Raw genomic sequence first — 18,222 nt, 5'->3', positions numbered from 1 at the left:
TAGATGGACGAGCAGCAGTCAATCTCGCTGTTTGCGGAAACCTACATTCGAGGATTTGTTTCTCAAGAAATTTTTTACAATGATGAAACCTGGTACGGAGTTATCCGTCTAAAGATAGAAGAGACTACCGAATCGATTAAAGAATCGGAGGTCATTATTGTCGGTAATTTTCCTCGGCCACATCCAGATGAGCTGTACACCTTTTACGGGGAATGGAAGACACACGCTCGTTTTGGCCAGCAGTACGTAGCAAAGCGCTATGAACGTGAAACACCGAAAACATTGGCAGGGGTTGAGCGATACTTAGCCAGTGGCTTGTTTCAAGGGATCGGAAAAAAGATGGCCAAACGAATTGTCGAGCAGCTTGGGGTAGATGCGCTGTCGATTATCGCGGACTTCCCGGAGCGGTTGGCTGAGGTACCAGGCATTTCTGAACAACGTGCGAAAACGATCTATGAATCAGTAGTCGAGCATCGTTCCTTGGAAAGTGCCATGGTTTTCTTGTACGACTTCGGCATTGGTGTGAACATGGCGCTGCGTATTTATCAGACCTATAAGCTGGAAACGATGACAGTACTGAAGGAAGAGCCTTACCGGTTGATTGAAGATGTCGTTGGAATCGGCTTTAAGCGGGCAGATGACATTGCGCGAGCAACTGGAATCGATGCTTCCTCAGAAGAACGTGTGAAGGCGGCAGCTCTCTTTATGTTGCAGGAGGCTTCGTATTCAGAGGGACATGTTTATTTGCCTGTGGAGGAGCTGTGTGAAAAAACACTGCGCCTTCTCGAAGAGTGCGGCGGGCACGTTTTTTCTGGAGACGATATTCGACTGGCAGTGGAAGCCCTGTTTGTGTCCAGTAAAATTGCCTGGGAAGATGAGCGGGTGTATTTGCCTTCACTGTTTTTTGCCGAACTCGGTCTTGCCAAAAGACTGCGTCACTTCGCTGCGCGGGATGAATTCGGTACGTTCCCGACATCGGAATTTTACCGTGCGTTAGGGGCGGTCGAGGATGAGCTGGGGATTACATATGCCCAGACGCAGCGAGATGCCATTGAACAGGCGATCAAAGCAGGTCTGATGCTTCTCACAGGGGGGCCTGGGACGGGGAAAACGACAGTCATTCGAGGGATTTGTCGTGTCTTTTCTCAGCTTCATGGATTGTCTCTGGACTTGAAAAAATACAACGAAGAAAATCCGTTCCCGATCATACTTGTAGCTCCTACTGGGCGTGCTGCAAAACGTATGACAGAGACTACGGGTTTACCTGCAATGACTATCCATCGCTTACTCGGTTACAAAGGAGAGAGCTTCGAGCATGATGCGGAGCACCCAATCCGTGGCCGGCTATTAATTGTGGATGAAATGTCCATGGTTGATATCTGGCTCGCCAATCAATTGTTTCGTGCGGTTCCAGATGACATGCAGATCATCATGGTAGGTGACCCTGATCAGTTACCTTCCGTAGGACCAGGCAACGTCCTATTGGATATGATTCGATCTGGATTGCTACCTTTGGTACAGCTGACAGAAATTTATCGGCAAGCAGAAGAATCAACCATTATTCGGTTGGCCCATGATGTACGCAAGGGGAATGTACCGGCAGATTTGCTTCACACCACCCCGGATCGGCGATTCTTCACAAGTTTGCCACAAGAAGTTCCGGAAGCAGTGAAACAAATTTGCTTCGGAGCCGTAAAAAAAGGGTATACGGCAAAAGATGTTCAGGTATTAGCCCCTATCTATAAAGGTAATGCCGGTGTGAACCGGTTGAATGAAGAATTGCAGGAGCTGTTTAATCCGAAAACGCCGCAAAAGCGTGAAGTTACTTTCGGTGAGACGACTTTCCGTACAGGAGACAAGGTTCTGCAATTGGTGAACAATGCTGAAGAACAGGTGTTTAACGGTGACATGGGTGAGATCGTCGCCATCTTTTTCCCGAATGAAAATGCGGAGAACCAGGAGATGCTGGTCGCTGCCTTTGATAACAGGGAAGTGGTGTACAAGCGTTCGGATTATCATCAGCTGACGCTTGCCTACTGCTGCTCGGTTCATAAGTCTCAAGGCAGCGAATTTCCGATTGTGATCATGCCGTTTGTCAAAAGCTACTACCGTATGCTCAGACGTAAGCTGGTCTATACCGGGATTACCCGGAGCAAATCATTCCTCATCATGTGTGGAGAGCCGGATGCGTTCCGCGCTGCTGTAGAGTCTGATGAGGAGGGAGTACGGTACAGTTACCTGGAGGAACGGCTAAAGCAAGAGTGAAGTTGGAACCATTTGCGCCGAATGGACGTGTCCTTTTCGCCTGATACTAACAAGGCGGAAGGGGGATGTCCCACATGCGCAAGGCAATGGATGCAGTCGGATTGCCAGTTGTTTGCCTTCAAACAGGGGAAACGATTGGAACCGTGCGCGACATTCTTTGCGACTCCACTTGGCATGTACGAGGAGTCTTGCTGAGCGAACAGGGCTGGTTCCAATCAGGTACCTATATTCCTACCGAACATATTCATGCGGTTGGGGAGTCCTGCCTTACCGTATCGGGAAAAGACGCGATCACGCCCTTACCTCATCTCGCCGGACTAGAGCCTGTCGGCATTGTGACGGGAAAGACGAAGTTAAAAGGAAAAGCGGTGATTACCGCATCCGGAGAGTGTTTGGGGAGGCTGGAAGACGTTTACTTTTCAGCCAACTGGGAGAAACTTGTAGGGTACGAACTATCGAATGGCTGGCTTGCAGATATTACGGAAGGACGAAAGCGCCTCCCTGCACCAGCATCCGTTATCGTCGGGGAAGAAAACCTGATCGTGCCGGACTAGTTCGTGGCCAGGCGTGAAAGGGAGGAAAAGCGTGATGCGTGTCATATGCCCGAATTGCAGTTCCAAAGACGTAGGAAAGATTGGAACCAATCAATACTATTGCTGGAACTGCTTTATAGAAATGAGCGTTTCCAATGAGCAGATCGCTTCTGTCTACCAGGTTGAGGAAGATGGATCTTTGCATTCGCTCAACGATCTGTTTATTGAGGATCAGACAGTAACCGCTCACTTGAATATGTAGTGGATTTGAGCGGCAAAACCAATGGAGGTGGCACGCTTGTTCATTCGAGGCCTGTTGCGGGTTCTGGCCACAAGCGGAATTGTGGCGATCATTGGCTATTGGATGGCTCCGCGACGTCGCAGTCGGTTTTCATTGAATTGGAATCAGTTGCCCTTCTCCATGCGTGATGTAACGCGTATGTGGAAATCAGGTCGCAAGCTGATACGTGCCGTGACTCGTTAACAAAATGTGAATTGGAACGTAAATAAACACCCGAACATACACTGTGTTCGGGTGCTTTTTTTTACATCGCCATACATGAAAAAGCTCCGTCGCGTAAAACGACGGAGTCTTGCTTTGCATTAAGATTGTTCTGCCAAACGTTTTTGCTGTTGGCTTTTCATGCGTCCGATCAACAGGACACCAACCACAACAGCTACGATGAATAACCATTTTACCCAAGGGTAAGCGGCAAAGAATGGTGTGAGGAACTTCTCGCTCGTTACCATGTTCGCAGCGGTATACGCCAATACGGCAGAACCGATATAAATAACGATCGGATATTTCTCGATCAGCTTCAAGATCAATGTGCTACCCCAAACCATGATCGGAACACTGATGATCAAACCGATAACTACCAGAAGGAAATCACCATGTGCTGCACCAGCAACCGCGATAACGTTATCCAAGCCCATTACCGTGTCGGCTACGATAATCGTCCAAATCGCTGCTCCAAGTGTTCCGCTTGCCTTCATATTCTCATGACCATTATCTTGAACCAGCAACTTGAGGGCGATCCAAATGAGAATCAAACCACCTACAAGCAGCAGACCAGGAATTTTCAGTAACCAAACGACAGCGAGTGTCGCCAATGCACGAATGACAATTGCACCAACCGTTCCCCAGATGATAGCTTGCTTTTGCTGATGAGCAGGCAGGTTACGAGCCGCCATCCCGATGACGAGGGCATTGTCCCCGGCCAGCACCAGATCGATGATAACGATAGAGAGTAATGCAGTCCAAAACTCAGGGCTTAACAATAAATCCATTTCTACTCCTCCTCCTAATCCATTTTAGAAGCGAATAATCCGCTGGCCGTTTTCTTGATACCTCCTGTAGTGTGTGTAAAGGGGCGAAAAAGAAAACGACCTTTCCCGGGACAGGAAAAGGTCGTTTAAAATACAAAAATAGACCTTTTACCTGGTCGGCAAAGGTCTTGCTTACAACATTTACGAAAATGTTGCCAACATAGCCGGGGAAAAATCCCGTAATGACGACTATGTTGCGAAAAAGCTACTCCCCTTTGGAGATATCCTCTTGTAATTACATACTACTGAACACGAAATTGTGTGTCAATAGGTTACATGAAATTAATGTGAATGAGACAAGCTAAAAAAGATGTATGCAAATAGAGAGGAGTTGGGGAACGTGGATGAACTTCGGCGAAGTCGTCTATTTGCTGCTACTGTTTGGCTCATCGCACTTTTGGTCATCGGCAATCTGCTTTGGCTGCTCCGACCAGTCCTTTCACAGTTGTTTTCGCTCATGAAGGAAGTGCTCGTTCCCGTCATATTGGGACTCGTCATCGCTTACTTGCTCCATCCGGTCGTGCAATTGCTAGAAAAAAGAAGGGTTCCGCGCTTAATGGCAGTGCTGCTCATATATGGATCATTTGTATTGGTGATTACCATTGCGATCATTAACGCCATCCCTGTTTTTACGAAACAATTGGTGGAGCTGTCAGACGATATTCCCCGCCTGATGGATTGGTACTATACATGGATGAGTGAGTGGGAGGCACGAAAGTATTTCTTGCCGGATAGCATCTCGAAGGGTGTGGACCGGGTGATCATCCAGTCGAATGAGGGAATGTCTCATTCCGTATCGAAAATCGTGGATAATGCTCGTCATTCGATGGGAAAGCTGTTTGCTTTTGCTATCGTACCATTTATCGCTTTTTACTTTTTGAAGGATATGAAGCAATTGCATGAGACGGGGATGTCGATTGTTCCAAAGGCTTACCGGAAGCAAGTACTGATCGTCCTTCGGGATATTAATGAATCCTTGGGCAAATACATACATGGACAAATGATTGTCGCCCTGATCGTAGGTGTTTTTGCATATCTGGGCTACTGGTGGATCGGCATGCCGTATCCTTTTGTACTGGCTGCATTCGTATGTCTCACCAACATCATTCCGTACATCGGACCATTGATTGGGGCGGCCCCGGCAGTTGTGATCGCCATTACGATTTCAACCAAGACACTACTACTCGTTCTCGTTGTCAATCTCATCATTCAAATCGTGGAAGGGAACATTTTGTCCCCGAACATCGTTGGTCGTTCGTTGCATTTGCACCCGCTTCTCATTATCTTGGCCCTGCTAGTAGGGGAGACTGTAGGGGGCATCATCGGGCTAATCGTTGCTGTCCCGATTCTTGCCGTTTGCAAAGTGATCGTCAGCCGAATCGCTGTCATGATGCATGAAAGTTGACAGTGATCAGGTAAAATATTTATAATATGGACAAAGTGATTTATGTGAAATCAATGAGGGAACGAGTATGTTGCAGACCTTTTACAGAGAGGGCGCTCCATGGTTGAGAGGGCGACCAAAAGAAGAGCAGCAGAAGGCTACTCCTAAGACCGGGCAAAACCCGGCGGCTTGGCACCGTTAGACGCCACTTAAGCGACAGGCCTTGGCTCAGATACGTGTAGCGAGCCTGTAAGCAGGGTGGTACCGCGAGAAAATCAGTTCTCGTCCCTGAGGGGATGGGGGCTTTTTTTATTTTTAGATGAGGAGAATGTAGATGAAGAAACTGACAGGCAATCAAATCCGCCAGATGTTCCTCGACTTTTTTGTAGAAAAAGGACATCGCATTGAGCCTAGCGCTCCATTGGTTCCAATCGACGATCCTTCCCTTCTGTGGATCAACAGCGGTGTAGCGACTCTCAAGAAATATTTTGACGGCCGTATCATCCCGGATAACCCGCGCATCACGAACTCACAAAAGTCTATTCGTACCAACGATATTGAAAATGTGGGACGTACTGCTCGCCACCATACCTTTTTCGAAATGCTGGGTAACTTCTCTATTGGTGAGTACTTCAAGGAAGAAGCGATTGAATGGGCATGGGAGTTTTTAACAAGCCCAAAATGGATGAGCTTTGATCCAGAATTGCTTTCCGTTACCATTCACCCAGAGGACGAAGAAGCATTTGAGCTGTGGAGCAAGAAAATCGGTGTTCCAGAAGAGCGAATCATCCGACTGGAGGGCAACTTCTGGGATATCGGAGAAGGCCCGAGCGGACCGAACACGGAGATTTTCTATGACCGTGGAGAAGCATTTGGAAACGACCCGAGCGACCCTGAGCTGTACCCAGGTGGGGAGAATGAGCGTTACCTGGAAGTATGGAACCTGGTATTCTCCCAGTTCAACCACAATCCAGACGGTACCTACACGCCGCTGCCTAAGAAGAACATTGATACGGGGATGGGTCTTGAGCGCATGGCGTCTGTCATCCAAGGCGTAGACAACAACTTTGAGACAGACTTGCTGTTCCCGCTGATCGAAAAGACCACGGAAATCTCCGGTGTGAAATATAAAACAAGCCCTGAGATGGATGTAGCCTTGAAGGTAATCGCTGACCATGCACGTACGGTTGTGTTTGCGATCGGTGACGGGGCGCTTCCATCCAATGAAGGACGTGGCTACGTCATTCGCCGTCTGCTTCGCCGTGCCGTACGTATGGGGAAAAAGCTGGGCGTAGAGAAGCCATTCCTGTACAGCTTGACTGAGACAGTAGGCACGATGATGGGCGAATTCTACCCAGAGGTTGTCCAAAAGCGTGTGTTTATCGAAAAAGTTATTCGTGCCGAGGAAGAGCGTTTCCACGAGACACTGAACGACGGTCTGGCGATCCTGTCTGACATGGTGAAGGCAGCAAAAGAAAGCGGAAAGACACAACTGTCTGGTCAAGATGTGTTCAAAATGTACGATACGTATGGATTCCCTGTTGATTTAACAGAAGACTTTGCTGACGAGCAAGGGCTGACTGTCGATCGCGATGGCTTTGATCAAGCGATGGAAGAACAGCGTGAGCGTGCACGTGCAGCACGTCAAGATGTAGACAGCATGCAAATCCAAGGTGGTCCATTGTCTGATTTGACGGTTACGAGCCAATTTGTTGGTTATACTGAATTGGTAGCAACAGGTAAAGTTGAAGCGATTATTTTGGACAACCAGCTGGTAGAAGAAGCAGAAGAAGGTCAAACCGTACAACTCGTTCTGAGCCAAACTCCTTTCTATGCAGAAAGCGGCGGTCAGATCAATGACGAAGGTTTCCTGATTTCTGATATCGTGAAAGCACGTGTGACAGATGTACAAAAAGGACCAATGGGTCAAAATGTACATTCCGTCATCGTCGAAGCAGGTACCCTGCGCAAAGGCGATGAGGTTCGCGCGGAAGTGAACCGTGAAGCACGTCTGGCTATCACACAAAACCATACAGCGACTCACTTGCTGCATCAAGCACTCAAGGATGTCTTGGGAACGCATGTCAATCAGGCAGGTTCCTTGGTAGCACCAGAGCGTCTCCGTTTTGACTTCACGCACATTAGCTCCATTACTCCAGAAGAGCTGGAGCGTATCGAAGCGATCGTGAATGAAAAAGTGTGGGCAAACCTGAGTGTCGAGATCTCCAACAAATCATTGGCTGAGGCAAAAGCGATGGGCGCGATGGCGTTGTTCGGTGAAAAATACGGCGACGTTGTACGCGTTGTAAAAGTGGGCGAATACAGCTTGGAGCTGTGCGGTGGATGCCATGTGAACAATACCGCAGAAATCGGTCTGTTCAAGCTGGTTAGCGAGAGCGGTATCGGCGCAGGTACACGCCGGATCGAAGCAGTAACAGGACGCGGCGCTTATCAGTTCTTGAACCAGCAGTTCACTACACTCAAAGAAGTGGCGCAAGCACTCAAAGCACCAGTACTGGCAGAAGCACCTGCACGTGTAGAAGGTCTGCAACAACAATTGAAAGAAGTACAGCGCGAAAACGAGTCCCTGCGTGCAAAACTGGGGAACATCGAGGCAGCGTCGTTGACGGATAAACTCCAACAAGTAGACGGCATGAATGTACTCGCTGCACGTGTTTCCGCTGTCGATATGGACAACCTGCGCGGCATGGTAGATGAGCTGAAAAACAAACTCGGCTCCGCTGTCATTGTGTTGGGTGCAGTCGATGGCGACAAGGTGAACCTCGTTGCAGGTGTAACCAAAGATCTCATGGATCAAGGCATTCACGCTGGCAAGATCATCAAGGAAGTCGCAACTCGTTGCGGTGGCGGCGGTGGTGGACGTCCTGATATGGCACAAGCCGGCGGTAAGGACCCATCCAAGCTGCAAGAAGCCCTGGATGCAGTGGTTGACTTCGTGAAGAGTCAAGCAGTAGGGAAATAGTGCGATTGCACGAGAAATTTGTATAATCGACAGGAGTAAACGAAATCCGAGTCGAATACAAAAAAGAGTATGAAACTAAAAGAGTCTCAAAGGAAATCGAGGTGTTGATTGTGAGTTCGTTGGATAATACCATGAAATTCACGGTGCCCAAGGAAGCGAATGCGGCGGATGTGCAAGAAACATTGACAGAGGTGTACAAAGCCCTGCAGGAAAAAGGATACAACCCGATCACCCAGATCGTCGGTTACTTGCTTTCTGGCGACCCGGCGTTTATCCCACGCCACAACAACGCGCGGAGCCTGATCGGCAAATTGGAACGGGACAAAATCATAGAAGAGTTGGTGACCGTTTACTTGTCAGAGCGCAAGTAGACCTTAACGATGACACGATTGATGGGTTTGGATGTAGGCGACAAGACGATTGGAGTGGCTGTCAGCGATGAGCTGGGATGGACTGCGCAAGGAGTAGAGACCATCAAGCGACAATCCAAGGAAAAGGACTTTGCTCGCCTGAGCGAATTAGTTTCGCAGTATCAAATTGGGGCTTTCGTTGTTGGTCTGCCCAAAAACATGAACGGAACCATAGGCCCGCGTGCTGAAATGTGTCAAGCATTTGGCAAGCTTTTGGAGGAACGCACGTCTCTTCCTGTCCACATGTGGGACGAACGCTTGACGACCATGGCGGCAGAGCGTATGCTGATCTCTGCTGATGTCAGCCGTCAAAAGCGAAAGACAGTGATAGATAAAATGGCGGCCACTTTAATCCTCCAAGGATATTTGGACGCGAAATCGAGGTGACCACAATGAGTGAAGAGATGATGGAAGAGTTCGAAGTGGGCGATGTGATCGCGCTAACGGAAGAAGGTACCGAGGAACCGCGAGATTTTCGTATCATGTACATTTTTGACATTGAAGACCGCAGCTATTTGGTGCTCGTACCAGTAGATCAGGAAGAGGAAGAAGAGTACGAGGTTCACTTCCTGCGTTATGATGGTACAGACATGCTTATGCCAATCGAAGATGATGAAGAGTGGGAGCAAGTAGAAGCTACCTTCGAAACGTTGATTGCCGATTTGGAGAAAGACGGAATTTAATAGATTCGTGAGAAAAGGGTCCGCAACTGGCGGGCTCTTTTTTTATGACTTTTTTCGCCAAAATCATCCATGAAGTGACAGTTGGATAAGCCTCTTGTATAATGGATGGGATGGAGATAAAGAGACCCTAAAGGGAGGATTTCTAGCTTGAAACCAATGTCAGCGAAGCCTGATTTTAACCCCGGCCGCCCTCTGGCGCATCGACGCAGACGCGGCGGACGAATTGTGATGTGGCTGGTTGCCTTGTTGTTGTTGATCATTTTGGCTGCGGGGGGAGCAGCGTGGTACGTGTACCAGCAATTACAACCCGTTGCAGGTGAACAGACGGTGAAAAACGTGGCGATTCCGTCCGGGTCATCCGTACAAAAAATTGGTCGACTTCTGGAAGAACAAGGTCTGATCCGAAATGCCGATGTATTTAATTACTACGTGAAGTATAAAGGCGTGGCCCCTGATCTTAAGGCGGGAGAATACCAATTTACGACTGGTCAAGCCATTGATGAGATACTAACTGCTATGGTGGAAGGAAACACGGTGATCAATGCGAACCGATTTACGATCCCAGAAGGCTGGAATGTTGAACAGATCGCAGATCATCTCGATAAAGAAGGCATTGTAGAGAAGGCGGCATTCTTAAAAGAAGTAAATGAAGGTGCATTCCCCGACTATCCTTTTGTCGCAGCCATACCGAAGCATGCAGACCGAAAACACCGTCTGGAAGGATATCTGTTCCCGGAAACGTATGAGGTGGACAAAGATGCTACAGCACATGATGTCGTCTCGCGTATGCTGGCTCAATTCCAAAAGGAATGGAAGCCAGAGTGGACAGAGCAGTTGAAGCAGCACGATTTAACACTGGATAAGGCGGTTAATCTCGCATCGATCGTTGAGCGTGAAGTAACAGTAGACAAGGAGCGCCCACTTGTAGCAGGCGTGTACTATAATCGGATTCGCGATAAGTGGCCGTTGCAGGCTGATGCTACCGTCCAGTTTGTTCTCGGCAAACAACGAGACCGTTTGACCTTCGAGGACCTAAAAGTAAAAAGTCCGTACAACACATACACAAATCCTGGATTGCCACCGGGGCCGATTGCCAACCCAGGCAGAGCTTCGCTTGCAGCCGTCGTCAATCCAGCTAAACACGATTACTTTTTCTACGTGACGAAAAAAGACGGAACGGCCGAGCATTACTTTTCCAAAACACTGCAAGAGCATGAAGCAAATGATAAGAAAAGCAGGGGAAACTAACCAAGTTTCCTCTTTTTTTTTGCATGCGATCAACAGCGCTTGACGTAGCCAAGCTTTCTCAAGGTGTGCTATAATAATTCGGTTGTAACGAAAGAGGAGTGAAATCATGATTACCAATCCGGCAATTGACGACTACGTGTCAAGCCTGGTACCCGAGCGTTCTCCGCTGCTCAAGCGACTGGAGCAGGAGGCGGCAGAGGAAAACATTCCGATTGTGCAGCTCCCGTCCGCTCAAGTCATGCGGATGTTGTTATTGCTGCATCGTCCCAAAGCGATTCTGGAAGTGGGTACGGCAATTGGCTATTCCACCATTTGGCTTGCAGAAGCTGCGCCGGAAGCGCGAATTGTCACGATGGACATAGATGAAGATCGATTGGCGAGAGCACGGGAAAATATAAAAGAAGCAGGATGTGCAGATCGTGTGGAAATACTCTCACGTGACGCCACTTTAGGGTTGCCGGAGTCATATCAATTTGACTGCTTGTTTATCGATGCGGCTAAAGGTCAGTATCGAGTATTCCTCGATTTGTATCTACCGCTTCTCCGCGAAGGCGGTTTGGTAATCAGCGACAATGTCCTGTTCCGAGGACTGGTGGCGACCCCAGAAGAAGCGGGCAAGCGCCAGCGTCCGATGGTGGACAAGCTGCTTTCTTATAATTCGCATCTGATGGAGCGTCCTGATTTAGAAACGACATTTATTCCAGTCGGAGACGGGCTGGCCATCAGTATGAAAAAGAGTAAAAACATAGGGTCGTAAACGGTGTAAAGCATCATGAGGAAGGGGACATGAAGCATGGGTAACCCCGTATTGATTGGGGTAGCGGGAGGCAGTGGTTCTGGAAAAACGACTGTAGCAAAGGAGCTGTACCGCCAGTTCCAAAATGATAGTGTAACGATGATTGAGCAGGACTCCTACTACAAGGATCAAAGCCATTTGAGCCCAGAAGAGCGGGCGTTGACTAACTACGACCATCCCTTCGCTTTTGACAACGATTTGTTGCTTACGCATTTGCAAGAGCTGATGCAAGGAAAGGCGATCCAAAAACCGATCTACGACTTCAAGGAGCATAACCGTAAGCCAGAGCAGATCCAGGTCGACCCGAAGGATGTCATCATTCTGGAAGGAATGCTGATTCTGGAGGATGAGCGAATTCGTGATTTGATGGATATTAAGGTATTCGTTGATACCGATGCGGACGTGCGTATTGTACGCCGAATCGTACGTGACATCGAAGAGCGCGGTCGTTCCCTCGATTCTGTCGTGACACAGTACCTAACCGTCGTTCGACCGATGCATTTGCAGTTTATTGAGCCGACCAAGCGATATGCAGATGTCATCATGCCAGAGGGCGGCTACAACCGAGTAGCATTGGATCTGTTATCCACGAAGATCAGCAATATTTTATTGGAGAAGCAACAGTTCGCCAATCAATCTTAAATACCTAAAAGTGCACCGTGACATACGGTGTGCTTTTTTCTTTGTTCGTTGTTTCTGTCGCGTACATTCCGGCAATACTGGTGAAAAAAGCCAGGGAGGGAATTCGATGCAGCTGGATCGACGAATCAAAAGACGTCACTTTCTTGTATTATTGTCCATGTCGTTGTTATGGCTCGGTTTGGTCATGCGATTGTGGTGGATTCAACTCGGATCGCCCCATCGGTTTTCTCGGCATGGCGTTGATTTGGTAAAGGCAGCAGTAAAGCAAAGACAGCAAAGCATCGTGCTGCATAGCGGGCGTGGCGATATCGTGGATCGAAGTGGGTACTCCTTTACCGGAGAAGAGCATCTCGCCTTGATTTTGTTCCCATTGGCGCGTGGGAGCCTGCAAGGAACAGATGGCTTGCAGCGATTGGCTCAAATAACCGGAGAATCCAAGGAACGGCTGTCGGAGACCATGGAAAAGGCAAAAGTACCACTGCTCATGCGAGAGGAGTCAGGCAAGCTGGTGATGCTCACCGAGCGGCAGGCTGAGGAAATCAATGCACTTGCCATCCCAGGAGTTGTCTCATTGGCGGTGACAGAACGATACCGCGCTGATGAAGTAGCCAAGCATCTGATTGGTTTTATTCATAAAAATCCCGACATGGTGCAGAAGCTGTATCCAGATGAATGGACAAGCGGCAAAATGAATGCCGAGAGCACGCTGGGGGCATCGGGTCTGGAGCGAAGCTTTGACCGGTTTTTACAGGGAGTAGAGCCGTCTGTCTTGTCCTATTATGTAGATGGGCACGGACAACCGCTCCGAGGGCTGGATATTCGCTATACGAAGCAGTCGAATCAATACTATCCGCTTTCATTAACGACTACCTTGGATGCAGCAATCCAGAGAAGTATGGAGTCAGCAGCCGATCAAGTAGGATTAAAAGAGGGAAGTATCGTCGTTTTGGACGTACAAACAGCCGATGTTCTTGCAGCTGTGAGCCGCCCTACCTATGATCAAACGAATGTTGCAGGAAACATCAGCGACTGGAAGAATCGCGCATTCAAACAACTCCCGCCTGGTTCTGTCTATAAAACAGTGGTAGCGGCAGCCGCTTTGGCGGAAGGAATGGTTTCACCAATTGACCGTTTCACATGCACGGGGGAGTACGGGAAGTACCATTTCTCCTGCTGGAAAAAAGAAGGTCACGGCAGTGTGACGCTGGAAGAAGCGTATGCCCAATCCTGCAATATTGCGATTGCCCATATCGCCAAGCTGGTGGGTGGAGAAAAGTTAGAGGAATATGCAAAAAAGCTAGGCTTGACCACTCAAGTAGGGCATGTTACCCCTCATCTGTATAAACTCAAAAACTTTAAGCAGTTGGATGGCGAAGAGCCGGGGAGAGTCTTTGCAGAGGGTATATCCCGCGACGATGAAGGCGTCCTGATTCAAAGCGCCATTGGTCAGCGGGATGTACGTATTACCCCCTTGCAAGCAGCCAACATGATGGTAACGATTTTGCGTGGCGGTCAAAGCTCTCAGGTACGGCTGGTAAAAGAGATCGCATACCGAAATGGTCAGTCGTTCCACACATTCCCCGAGCAGGAGCTCTCTTTGGACGGAATTGACTACGTCACAGCCAATAAATTGCGAAAAATGATGCGTAAAGTCGTCACAGAGGGAACAGGACAGATGCTCATGAATGCCGCTTGGCAGGTGGCAGGTAAAAGCGGGACTGCGCAAATCGGGGATGCGAATGGAAACAACCATCTGTGGTTTCTCGGGTACGCTCCGCTAGAAGATCCGCGTTACGCCATTTGTGTCGTGGCAGAAAATCAGCCGAGCTGGGGAAAAAACCAGGCTATGGAGCTTTTTCACCGAGCTGTCGCTGGGCTTGCCGATCATACAGCTCAATCTTCCCAACCTCGCGAAGAGTATTTCCGAGGATGAATCCTCTTGCGTTAATTTGATTGTTTTTACCTAGCCCGACGATCAGCATGAGGGGAGAGGAGGACATGTACATGGATTGCGACGCTTTTGCCCAAATGGTTCGCTTATCACCTTTGCTGGGAGATAGGCGTTTTACCGTATGGCTATGCCAATCACCAATGTATTTCCATTGTCGATGTGTGCTTAATTTGCGGACGAGCTTATTGAGATGTGTGTCATCGAAAAAAATAGAATGTGGCTGGTGAATCGCATTTGGGCCTGGTTCACTTGCATACGTAACGACCCATCTATCCTCACCAAGTGGGTATCCCATCATCACCCCTCCTGTTTCCAGCGAGGGTTTTTTTCGTACGGCCTGCTCAATCTGTTTCCACGCTTTTGGTGTGATGTACAGCGTCGTCATGAGACGTTCGTCCCTCCTTGATAAAACCACTGACATTTGCTTGATATCATATGTATGCGAATAGTGAAATGTACCGTTGTCCAGCAAAGTTATGAATGGTCGAAAAAAAGATTGTAACTCACCCTCTTCCTTTCTATAATTTGAGTAAAAGTGTGAGTTCAAAAAGTCGCCTTTTTGAACAACCTCTAAAAAGACGGAGACTGGAAAGGTTGATTGTATGCCTTTGGCACCTGTTGATCTCTCACTGATTGGACAAGTTTTAGCGGCTGATTTGTACACCGAACAAGGAATTTTGCTGCTGGGACAAAACACGACGATCACGCCGGCCCATGTGATCCTATTGCAAAAGCAACGAGTCCGCGAGGTTGACATTATACAGAGTCTTACGGAGGGAACCGGTGAGGAAGTAACTTCTCAACTATTCCAACTAGAGGCAGATTCTGAGACCGTTGCTGCTTATGTACAAGCCCTCGACAAAACGAGACTACTCTTCGATGAACTGACAGTTGGCGGGACACCGAGTCTCGATCATTTTAGCAACATCTTTTTTGATGTATCAGAAAAATCGACGAAGCATTTGGGTTTGTTCCGGAACTTGTACGTACTGGAAGGGGCAGATAGCTATACATACCGACATTCATTAAATGTAGGCATTCTCTGTTCGCTCATTGCTCGCTTGATGAAATGGGATGAAGAGCGAATATCATTCATGGGGACAGCCGGATTTTTGCATGACATTGGAAAAATGAGAGTACCAAAAGAAATATTACTTAAGCCAGGCAAGCTAAGTGAAGAAGAATTTGCGATCATGAAGAAGCATACCATTTACGGCTATGAAATGATCCGTGAGATGAAGGGTGGGTCTGAGCTGTTGGCATTGTGTGCCTTGCTGCATCACGAGCGACTCGATGGGTCTGGCTATCCGGAGCAAAGAAAAGGCGATAGCATTCCGATCGAATGTCAGGTGCTCGCCGTTGCCGACATGTTTGATGCGATCTGTTCTGATCGGGTGTACAAAGGGAGGACGTCCCCATTCGAGGCGGCACAGCTCCTGTGGAAGGAAGCCTGTAACGGGACGTTGAACGTTGAGATTGTTGCACAGTTTGTCCGCTACATTGCCTTGCTGTACGTAGGCGCGAAGGCGAGGTTGAGTAGCGGGGAAGAAGTCGAAGTGATTCTTATCCATCAGGATGAGCCAATGCGTCCGTTGGTAAGAAGAATGGGTGAATTCCTCGATTTGCGGCATGATCGTAAACTGACGATTGAAAAAATGATAGGATAGGAAAGTCGATGCAAAGAAGGTGAAACCGCTCTTGGGAAATGAGAGCGGTTTCATTGTTGCTGATCTGTGAACGATCATCGGGAAAGCTCGATCAGATTGGCAGATTGTGACACAATGAAAGTGTGCATGATAGACCAAGAAAAGAAAAGAGCCGTGTCGTGCGAATGCTCGAAACGCAAGGAGGAAACACATGATACGCAAAGCGGAACCCACAGATGCAGCTTTTGCTGCGCCATTAATTTATGATGCCATTGGAGATATCGCCCATACGTTGACAGGTGCAACGGAGGAAGCGGATGCGATTCGCATGATGGAGGAGTTTTTTGCGAAGGAAAATAACCGACTCAGCTACGAAAACGCGGTGATTGCCATGGATGGAGATGTACCGGTAGGACTTGCGCTCTTTTATCATGGAAGCCAAACAGAGGCACTCGATCGCCCATTCGTTGAGCATGTCCAACGTTTGACTGGCGAGACGATTACGCTTGTAAAAGAAGCAAAGGATGACGAATTCTATTTGGATTCTGTCGCGGTTGATTCCTCATGCAGAGGGAAGGGGATCGGATCTCTTCTGCTGGATGCCTTTGAAAAAGAAGCGATTCAGCGCGGGCATGACCGAATCGCTTTGCTCGTAGACGAGGAAAAACCACGTGCGCGCAAGCTGTATGAATCGCTCGGCTATCGTGAGGATGGGACAGTGATCGTAAGCGGGCATAAATTGAGCCATATGGTGAAGGACATAGCGGAAAAGGCGTAAGAAGAATACAACAGCGGCCACCTAAGACCTGAAAATAAAGTCTTAGACTGGTCGCTGTTTTTTATTGAACGATCTATCTGCGATCAAAAGCAAGACTCGCAGCAAGACCTGTCAAGACGCTTGCCATTAGCCAGCGCTGCACCCGTAGCCATATTGGGCGTGTACCAAACCACAGAGCAACTCTGCTCGCTACAAGAACAATAAGCAGGTTAATGGTAAAGCTGACAGCTATTTGTGTTAGACCTAACGTAGCACTTTGCAGGAGCATCGATCCCCGCGCAGGATCTACAAACTGCGGTAAGAGTGAAACATACAAGATAGCAATTTTGGGGTTCAGTAGATTTGTGATCAATCCCATCAAAAATAACTTTTTCGGCGGTTCAATAGGAAGAGTATCAGGCTTGAGAATGGAGGAAGCACCTGGTTTGACCGCATTCCAAGCGAGCCAGAGCAGGTAGACAGCCCCGGCCCACTTGACTGATTCGTAAACGAACGGAACCGTTATGAAAAGAGCCGAGAGACCGAACATGGTTGCGATCATGTAAATTACGAATCCAAGTATAACACCAAGAAGCGAGATGACTCCGGCTGTGCGACCTTGCGAAATCGTACGAGAAATGAGGTAAATCATGTTAGGACCAGGAGAACAGACCATACCAAGCGAAACAAATACAAAGGTAATAAGAGTACCAAAACTCACCAATTTTCATTACTCCTCTCCGTGGTTCATCAAAGTTACCAAGATCGCTGCAACTATTCCATTAAACTGCCAAGACAGGCAACACATCGGCGAGCGAAGCCAGCTTACTGGGGCAGCAAAGCGGTGTCTAGCCCCAGTTTCTTTCTATTAACCTGCCTTTACAGAGAGATTAATTGGGTGAGGGCAGGTAAGGTGTGAGATCAAATTTCCAGTCAAATTCACGGATCGGACTGTACTTACCCGTCAGGAGCTTCAAAATATGAGCTTCGGTTGCTTTACTCGTATTTTTGGACGCCCCTGCTTCGTCGAAAAGATTGCCACAGGCATACGCAAATAAATACTCTTCCCAGCTCGAATAAGCGAGTTGGATTCGCTTGGCTACGTCCAGCATGCTTTCTACGGCATCCGCCTTGGGAAGATAGGACTGTTGGGCGCCTGCTTTGCAAATAATGAGGTACCAGGCGTAATCAAAGGCGGCAATGCCGACATGTGGGAGTCTGTTCATATACGAGTACACGATCAACTGCCGGGCTGACTCCGTGTCGCCTTTTTTTAAGGACTCGATGTAGTTGGAACGATTGGCAGCGCTGAGTGCAGATAATACGTGGCGATGCTGATCAAATTCAGCTCTTCGCCCATGTTCCAAAAACCAAGTCAAGCGCTCTTGCGTTTTGGCGGCATCTCCCGTGTCCCATCTGTTATCAATTCGAAGCCGCAAAAACGTATCGCGCAGGCGGTTGTATTCGTGGATGGCCAAATAATACGCGAGTTGCTTCTGATTTAAGCAAACAGAGGAGAGAGCATGCAAGTAGCGGCTTAATTTTGGGTCGATCTCTTTTTCGTTTTCTGCTTCTTTTGTCATGGAATTCCTCTC

General features: G+C 48.4%; 19 protein-coding genes. 15 read left to right on the top strand and 4 right to left on the bottom strand.

Annotation, left to right across the window (positions count from 1 at the left end):
* The first annotated feature begins 3 nt into the window (after positions 1–3).
* The 4 genes from recD2 to HPY27_RS20535 all read left to right on the top strand — a co-directional run bounded on the left by recD2 (position 4) and on the right by HPY27_RS20535 (position 3,282).
* Complete coding sequence (gene recD2, locus HPY27_RS20550) at positions 4–2,265, top strand: SF1B family DNA helicase RecD2 (RefSeq protein WP_069850476.1); 2,262 nt, start codon at positions 4–6, stop codon at positions 2,263–2,265.
* A gap of 74 nt (positions 2,266–2,339) precedes the next feature.
* Complete coding sequence (locus HPY27_RS20545) at positions 2,340–2,819, top strand: PRC-barrel domain-containing protein (protein ID WP_017247593.1); 480 nt, start codon at positions 2,340–2,342, stop codon at positions 2,817–2,819.
* Between the two features lie 34 nt (positions 2,820–2,853).
* Positions 2,854–3,060: a hypothetical protein gene (locus tag HPY27_RS20540; protein WP_007717618.1), complete on the top strand. Its 207-nt coding sequence runs from the start codon at positions 2,854–2,856 to the stop codon at positions 3,058–3,060.
* A 27-nt stretch (positions 3,061–3,087) separates the two neighbouring features.
* Positions 3,088–3,282 carry a hypothetical protein gene (locus HPY27_RS20535; RefSeq protein WP_371814350.1) on the top strand — a complete coding sequence of 65 codons (195 nt, stop codon included), beginning with the start codon at positions 3,088–3,090 and terminating at the stop codon, positions 3,280–3,282.
* A 119-nt stretch (positions 3,283–3,401) separates the two neighbouring features.
* On the opposite strand, the gene HPY27_RS20530 is transcribed toward HPY27_RS20535, so the two are convergent.
* Complete coding sequence (locus HPY27_RS20530) at positions 3,402–4,088, bottom strand: TerC family protein (RefSeq protein WP_017247595.1); 687 nt, start codon at positions 4,086–4,088, stop codon at positions 3,402–3,404.
* 379 nt (positions 4,089–4,467) lie between these two features.
* On the opposite strand from HPY27_RS20530, the gene HPY27_RS20525 reads away from it, so the two are divergent.
* From HPY27_RS20525 to HPY27_RS20485, 9 genes are all read left to right on the top strand, one after another.
* Entirely contained in the window at positions 4,468–5,532 is a 1,065-nt protein-coding gene (locus tag HPY27_RS20525; RefSeq protein WP_174225830.1) for an AI-2E family transporter, read from the top strand.
* A gap of 313 nt (positions 5,533–5,845) precedes the next feature.
* Positions 5,846–8,494, top strand: coding sequence for an alanine--tRNA ligase (alaS, locus tag HPY27_RS20520; protein WP_173622470.1), 2,649 nt, complete (start codon positions 5,846–5,848; stop codon positions 8,492–8,494).
* A gap of 110 nt (positions 8,495–8,604) precedes the next feature.
* Positions 8,605–8,865, top strand: coding sequence for an IreB family regulatory phosphoprotein (locus tag HPY27_RS20515; RefSeq protein WP_007727936.1), 261 nt, complete (start codon positions 8,605–8,607; stop codon positions 8,863–8,865).
* A 9-nt stretch (positions 8,866–8,874) separates the two neighbouring features.
* A complete protein-coding gene (gene ruvX, locus HPY27_RS20510) occupies positions 8,875–9,291 on the top strand; it encodes a Holliday junction resolvase RuvX (protein WP_012685619.1) in 417 nt (138 codons plus the stop codon).
* Between the two features lie 5 nt (positions 9,292–9,296).
* A complete protein-coding gene (locus tag HPY27_RS20505) occupies positions 9,297–9,587 on the top strand; it encodes a DUF1292 domain-containing protein (RefSeq protein ID WP_007727932.1) in 291 nt (96 codons plus the stop codon).
* 147 nt (positions 9,588–9,734) lie between these two features.
* On the top strand, positions 9,735–10,835 hold the full coding sequence (gene mltG / locus HPY27_RS20500) for an endolytic transglycosylase MltG (protein WP_017247600.1): 1,101 nt from the start codon (positions 9,735–9,737) through the stop codon (positions 10,833–10,835).
* A gap of 106 nt (positions 10,836–10,941) precedes the next feature.
* A complete protein-coding gene (locus tag HPY27_RS20495) occupies positions 10,942–11,592 on the top strand; it encodes an O-methyltransferase (RefSeq protein ID WP_017247601.1) in 651 nt (216 codons plus the stop codon).
* A gap of 36 nt (positions 11,593–11,628) precedes the next feature.
* Positions 11,629–12,273, top strand: coding sequence for a uridine kinase (gene udk, locus HPY27_RS20490; RefSeq protein ID WP_017247602.1), 645 nt, complete (start codon positions 11,629–11,631; stop codon positions 12,271–12,273).
* Between the two features lie 106 nt (positions 12,274–12,379).
* Entirely contained in the window at positions 12,380–14,206 is a 1,827-nt protein-coding gene (locus tag HPY27_RS20485) for a peptidoglycan D,D-transpeptidase FtsI family protein (RefSeq protein WP_174225829.1), read from the top strand.
* Here the strand turns inward: HPY27_RS20485 and HPY27_RS20480 are convergent.
* Positions 14,118–14,609: a Mov34/MPN/PAD-1 family protein gene (locus HPY27_RS20480; RefSeq protein WP_082192159.1), complete on the bottom strand. Its 492-nt coding sequence runs from the start codon at positions 14,607–14,609 to the stop codon at positions 14,118–14,120. The two genes, HPY27_RS20485 and HPY27_RS20480, sit on opposite strands and share 89 nt — an antisense overlap.
* A 217-nt stretch (positions 14,610–14,826) precedes the next feature.
* Between HPY27_RS20480 and HPY27_RS20475 the strand changes: the two genes are divergently transcribed.
* Complete coding sequence (locus HPY27_RS20475) at positions 14,827–15,891, top strand: HD-GYP domain-containing protein (protein WP_017247604.1); 1,065 nt, start codon at positions 14,827–14,829, stop codon at positions 15,889–15,891.
* A gap of 190 nt (positions 15,892–16,081) precedes the next feature.
* Complete coding sequence (locus HPY27_RS20470; RefSeq protein ID WP_017247605.1) at positions 16,082–16,648, top strand: GNAT family N-acetyltransferase; 567 nt, start codon at positions 16,082–16,084, stop codon at positions 16,646–16,648.
* Positions 16,649–16,721: 73 nt separating this feature from the next.
* Here HPY27_RS20470 and HPY27_RS20465 read toward each other — a convergent pair whose 3' ends face one another.
* Complete coding sequence (locus HPY27_RS20465; RefSeq protein WP_174225828.1) at positions 16,722–17,351, bottom strand: LysE family translocator; 630 nt, start codon at positions 17,349–17,351, stop codon at positions 16,722–16,724.
* 166 nt (positions 17,352–17,517) lie between these two features.
* On the bottom strand, positions 17,518–18,210 hold the full coding sequence (locus HPY27_RS20460; protein WP_174225827.1) for a DUF1266 domain-containing protein: 693 nt from the start codon (positions 18,208–18,210) through the stop codon (positions 17,518–17,520).
* Positions 18,211–18,222 lie beyond the last annotated feature (12 nt).

Source organism: Brevibacillus sp. HB1.1, from assembly GCF_013332445.1.
In the GTDB taxonomy this organism is placed as follows: Bacteria; Bacillota; Bacilli; order Brevibacillales; family Brevibacillaceae; genus Brevibacillus; species Brevibacillus porteri.
The sequence above is the reverse complement of the archived record's forward strand: the minus strand, read 5'-3'. Positions and strand labels throughout refer to the sequence as shown.

What these genes read in the sequence shown, in the direction of transcription:
- recD2 (WP_069850476.1), top strand. Translation starts at nt 4, where the DNA reads ATGGACGAGCAGCAGTCAATCTCGCTGTTTGCGGAAACCTACATTCGA.
- HPY27_RS20545 (WP_017247593.1), top strand. Translation starts at nt 2,340, where the DNA reads ATGCGCAAGGCAATGGATGCAGTCGGATTGCCAGTTGTTTGCCTTCAA.
- HPY27_RS20540 (WP_007717618.1), top strand. Translation starts at nt 2,854, where the DNA reads ATGCGTGTCATATGCCCGAATTGCAGTTCCAAAGACGTAGGAAAGATT.
- HPY27_RS20530 (WP_017247595.1), bottom strand. Translation starts at nt 4,088, where the DNA reads ATGGATTTATTGTTAAGCCCTGAGTTTTGGACTGCATTACTCTCTATC.
- alaS (WP_173622470.1), top strand. Translation starts at nt 5,846, where the DNA reads ATGAAGAAACTGACAGGCAATCAAATCCGCCAGATGTTCCTCGACTTT.
- ruvX (WP_012685619.1), top strand. Translation starts at nt 8,875, where the DNA reads ATGACACGATTGATGGGTTTGGATGTAGGCGACAAGACGATTGGAGTG.
- HPY27_RS20505 (WP_007727932.1), top strand. Translation starts at nt 9,297, where the DNA reads ATGAGTGAAGAGATGATGGAAGAGTTCGAAGTGGGCGATGTGATCGCG.
- HPY27_RS20495 (WP_017247601.1), top strand. Translation starts at nt 10,942, where the DNA reads ATGATTACCAATCCGGCAATTGACGACTACGTGTCAAGCCTGGTACCC.
- udk (WP_017247602.1), top strand. Translation starts at nt 11,629, where the DNA reads ATGGGTAACCCCGTATTGATTGGGGTAGCGGGAGGCAGTGGTTCTGGA.
- HPY27_RS20485 (WP_174225829.1), top strand. Translation starts at nt 12,380, where the DNA reads ATGCAGCTGGATCGACGAATCAAAAGACGTCACTTTCTTGTATTATTG.
- HPY27_RS20480 (WP_082192159.1), bottom strand. Translation starts at nt 14,609, where the DNA reads ATGACGACGCTGTACATCACACCAAAAGCGTGGAAACAGATTGAGCAG.
- HPY27_RS20475 (WP_017247604.1), top strand. Translation starts at nt 14,827, where the DNA reads ATGCCTTTGGCACCTGTTGATCTCTCACTGATTGGACAAGTTTTAGCG.
- HPY27_RS20470 (WP_017247605.1), top strand. Translation starts at nt 16,082, where the DNA reads ATGATACGCAAAGCGGAACCCACAGATGCAGCTTTTGCTGCGCCATTA.
- HPY27_RS20460 (WP_174225827.1), bottom strand. Translation starts at nt 18,210, where the DNA reads ATGACAAAAGAAGCAGAAAACGAAAAAGAGATCGACCCAAAATTAAGC.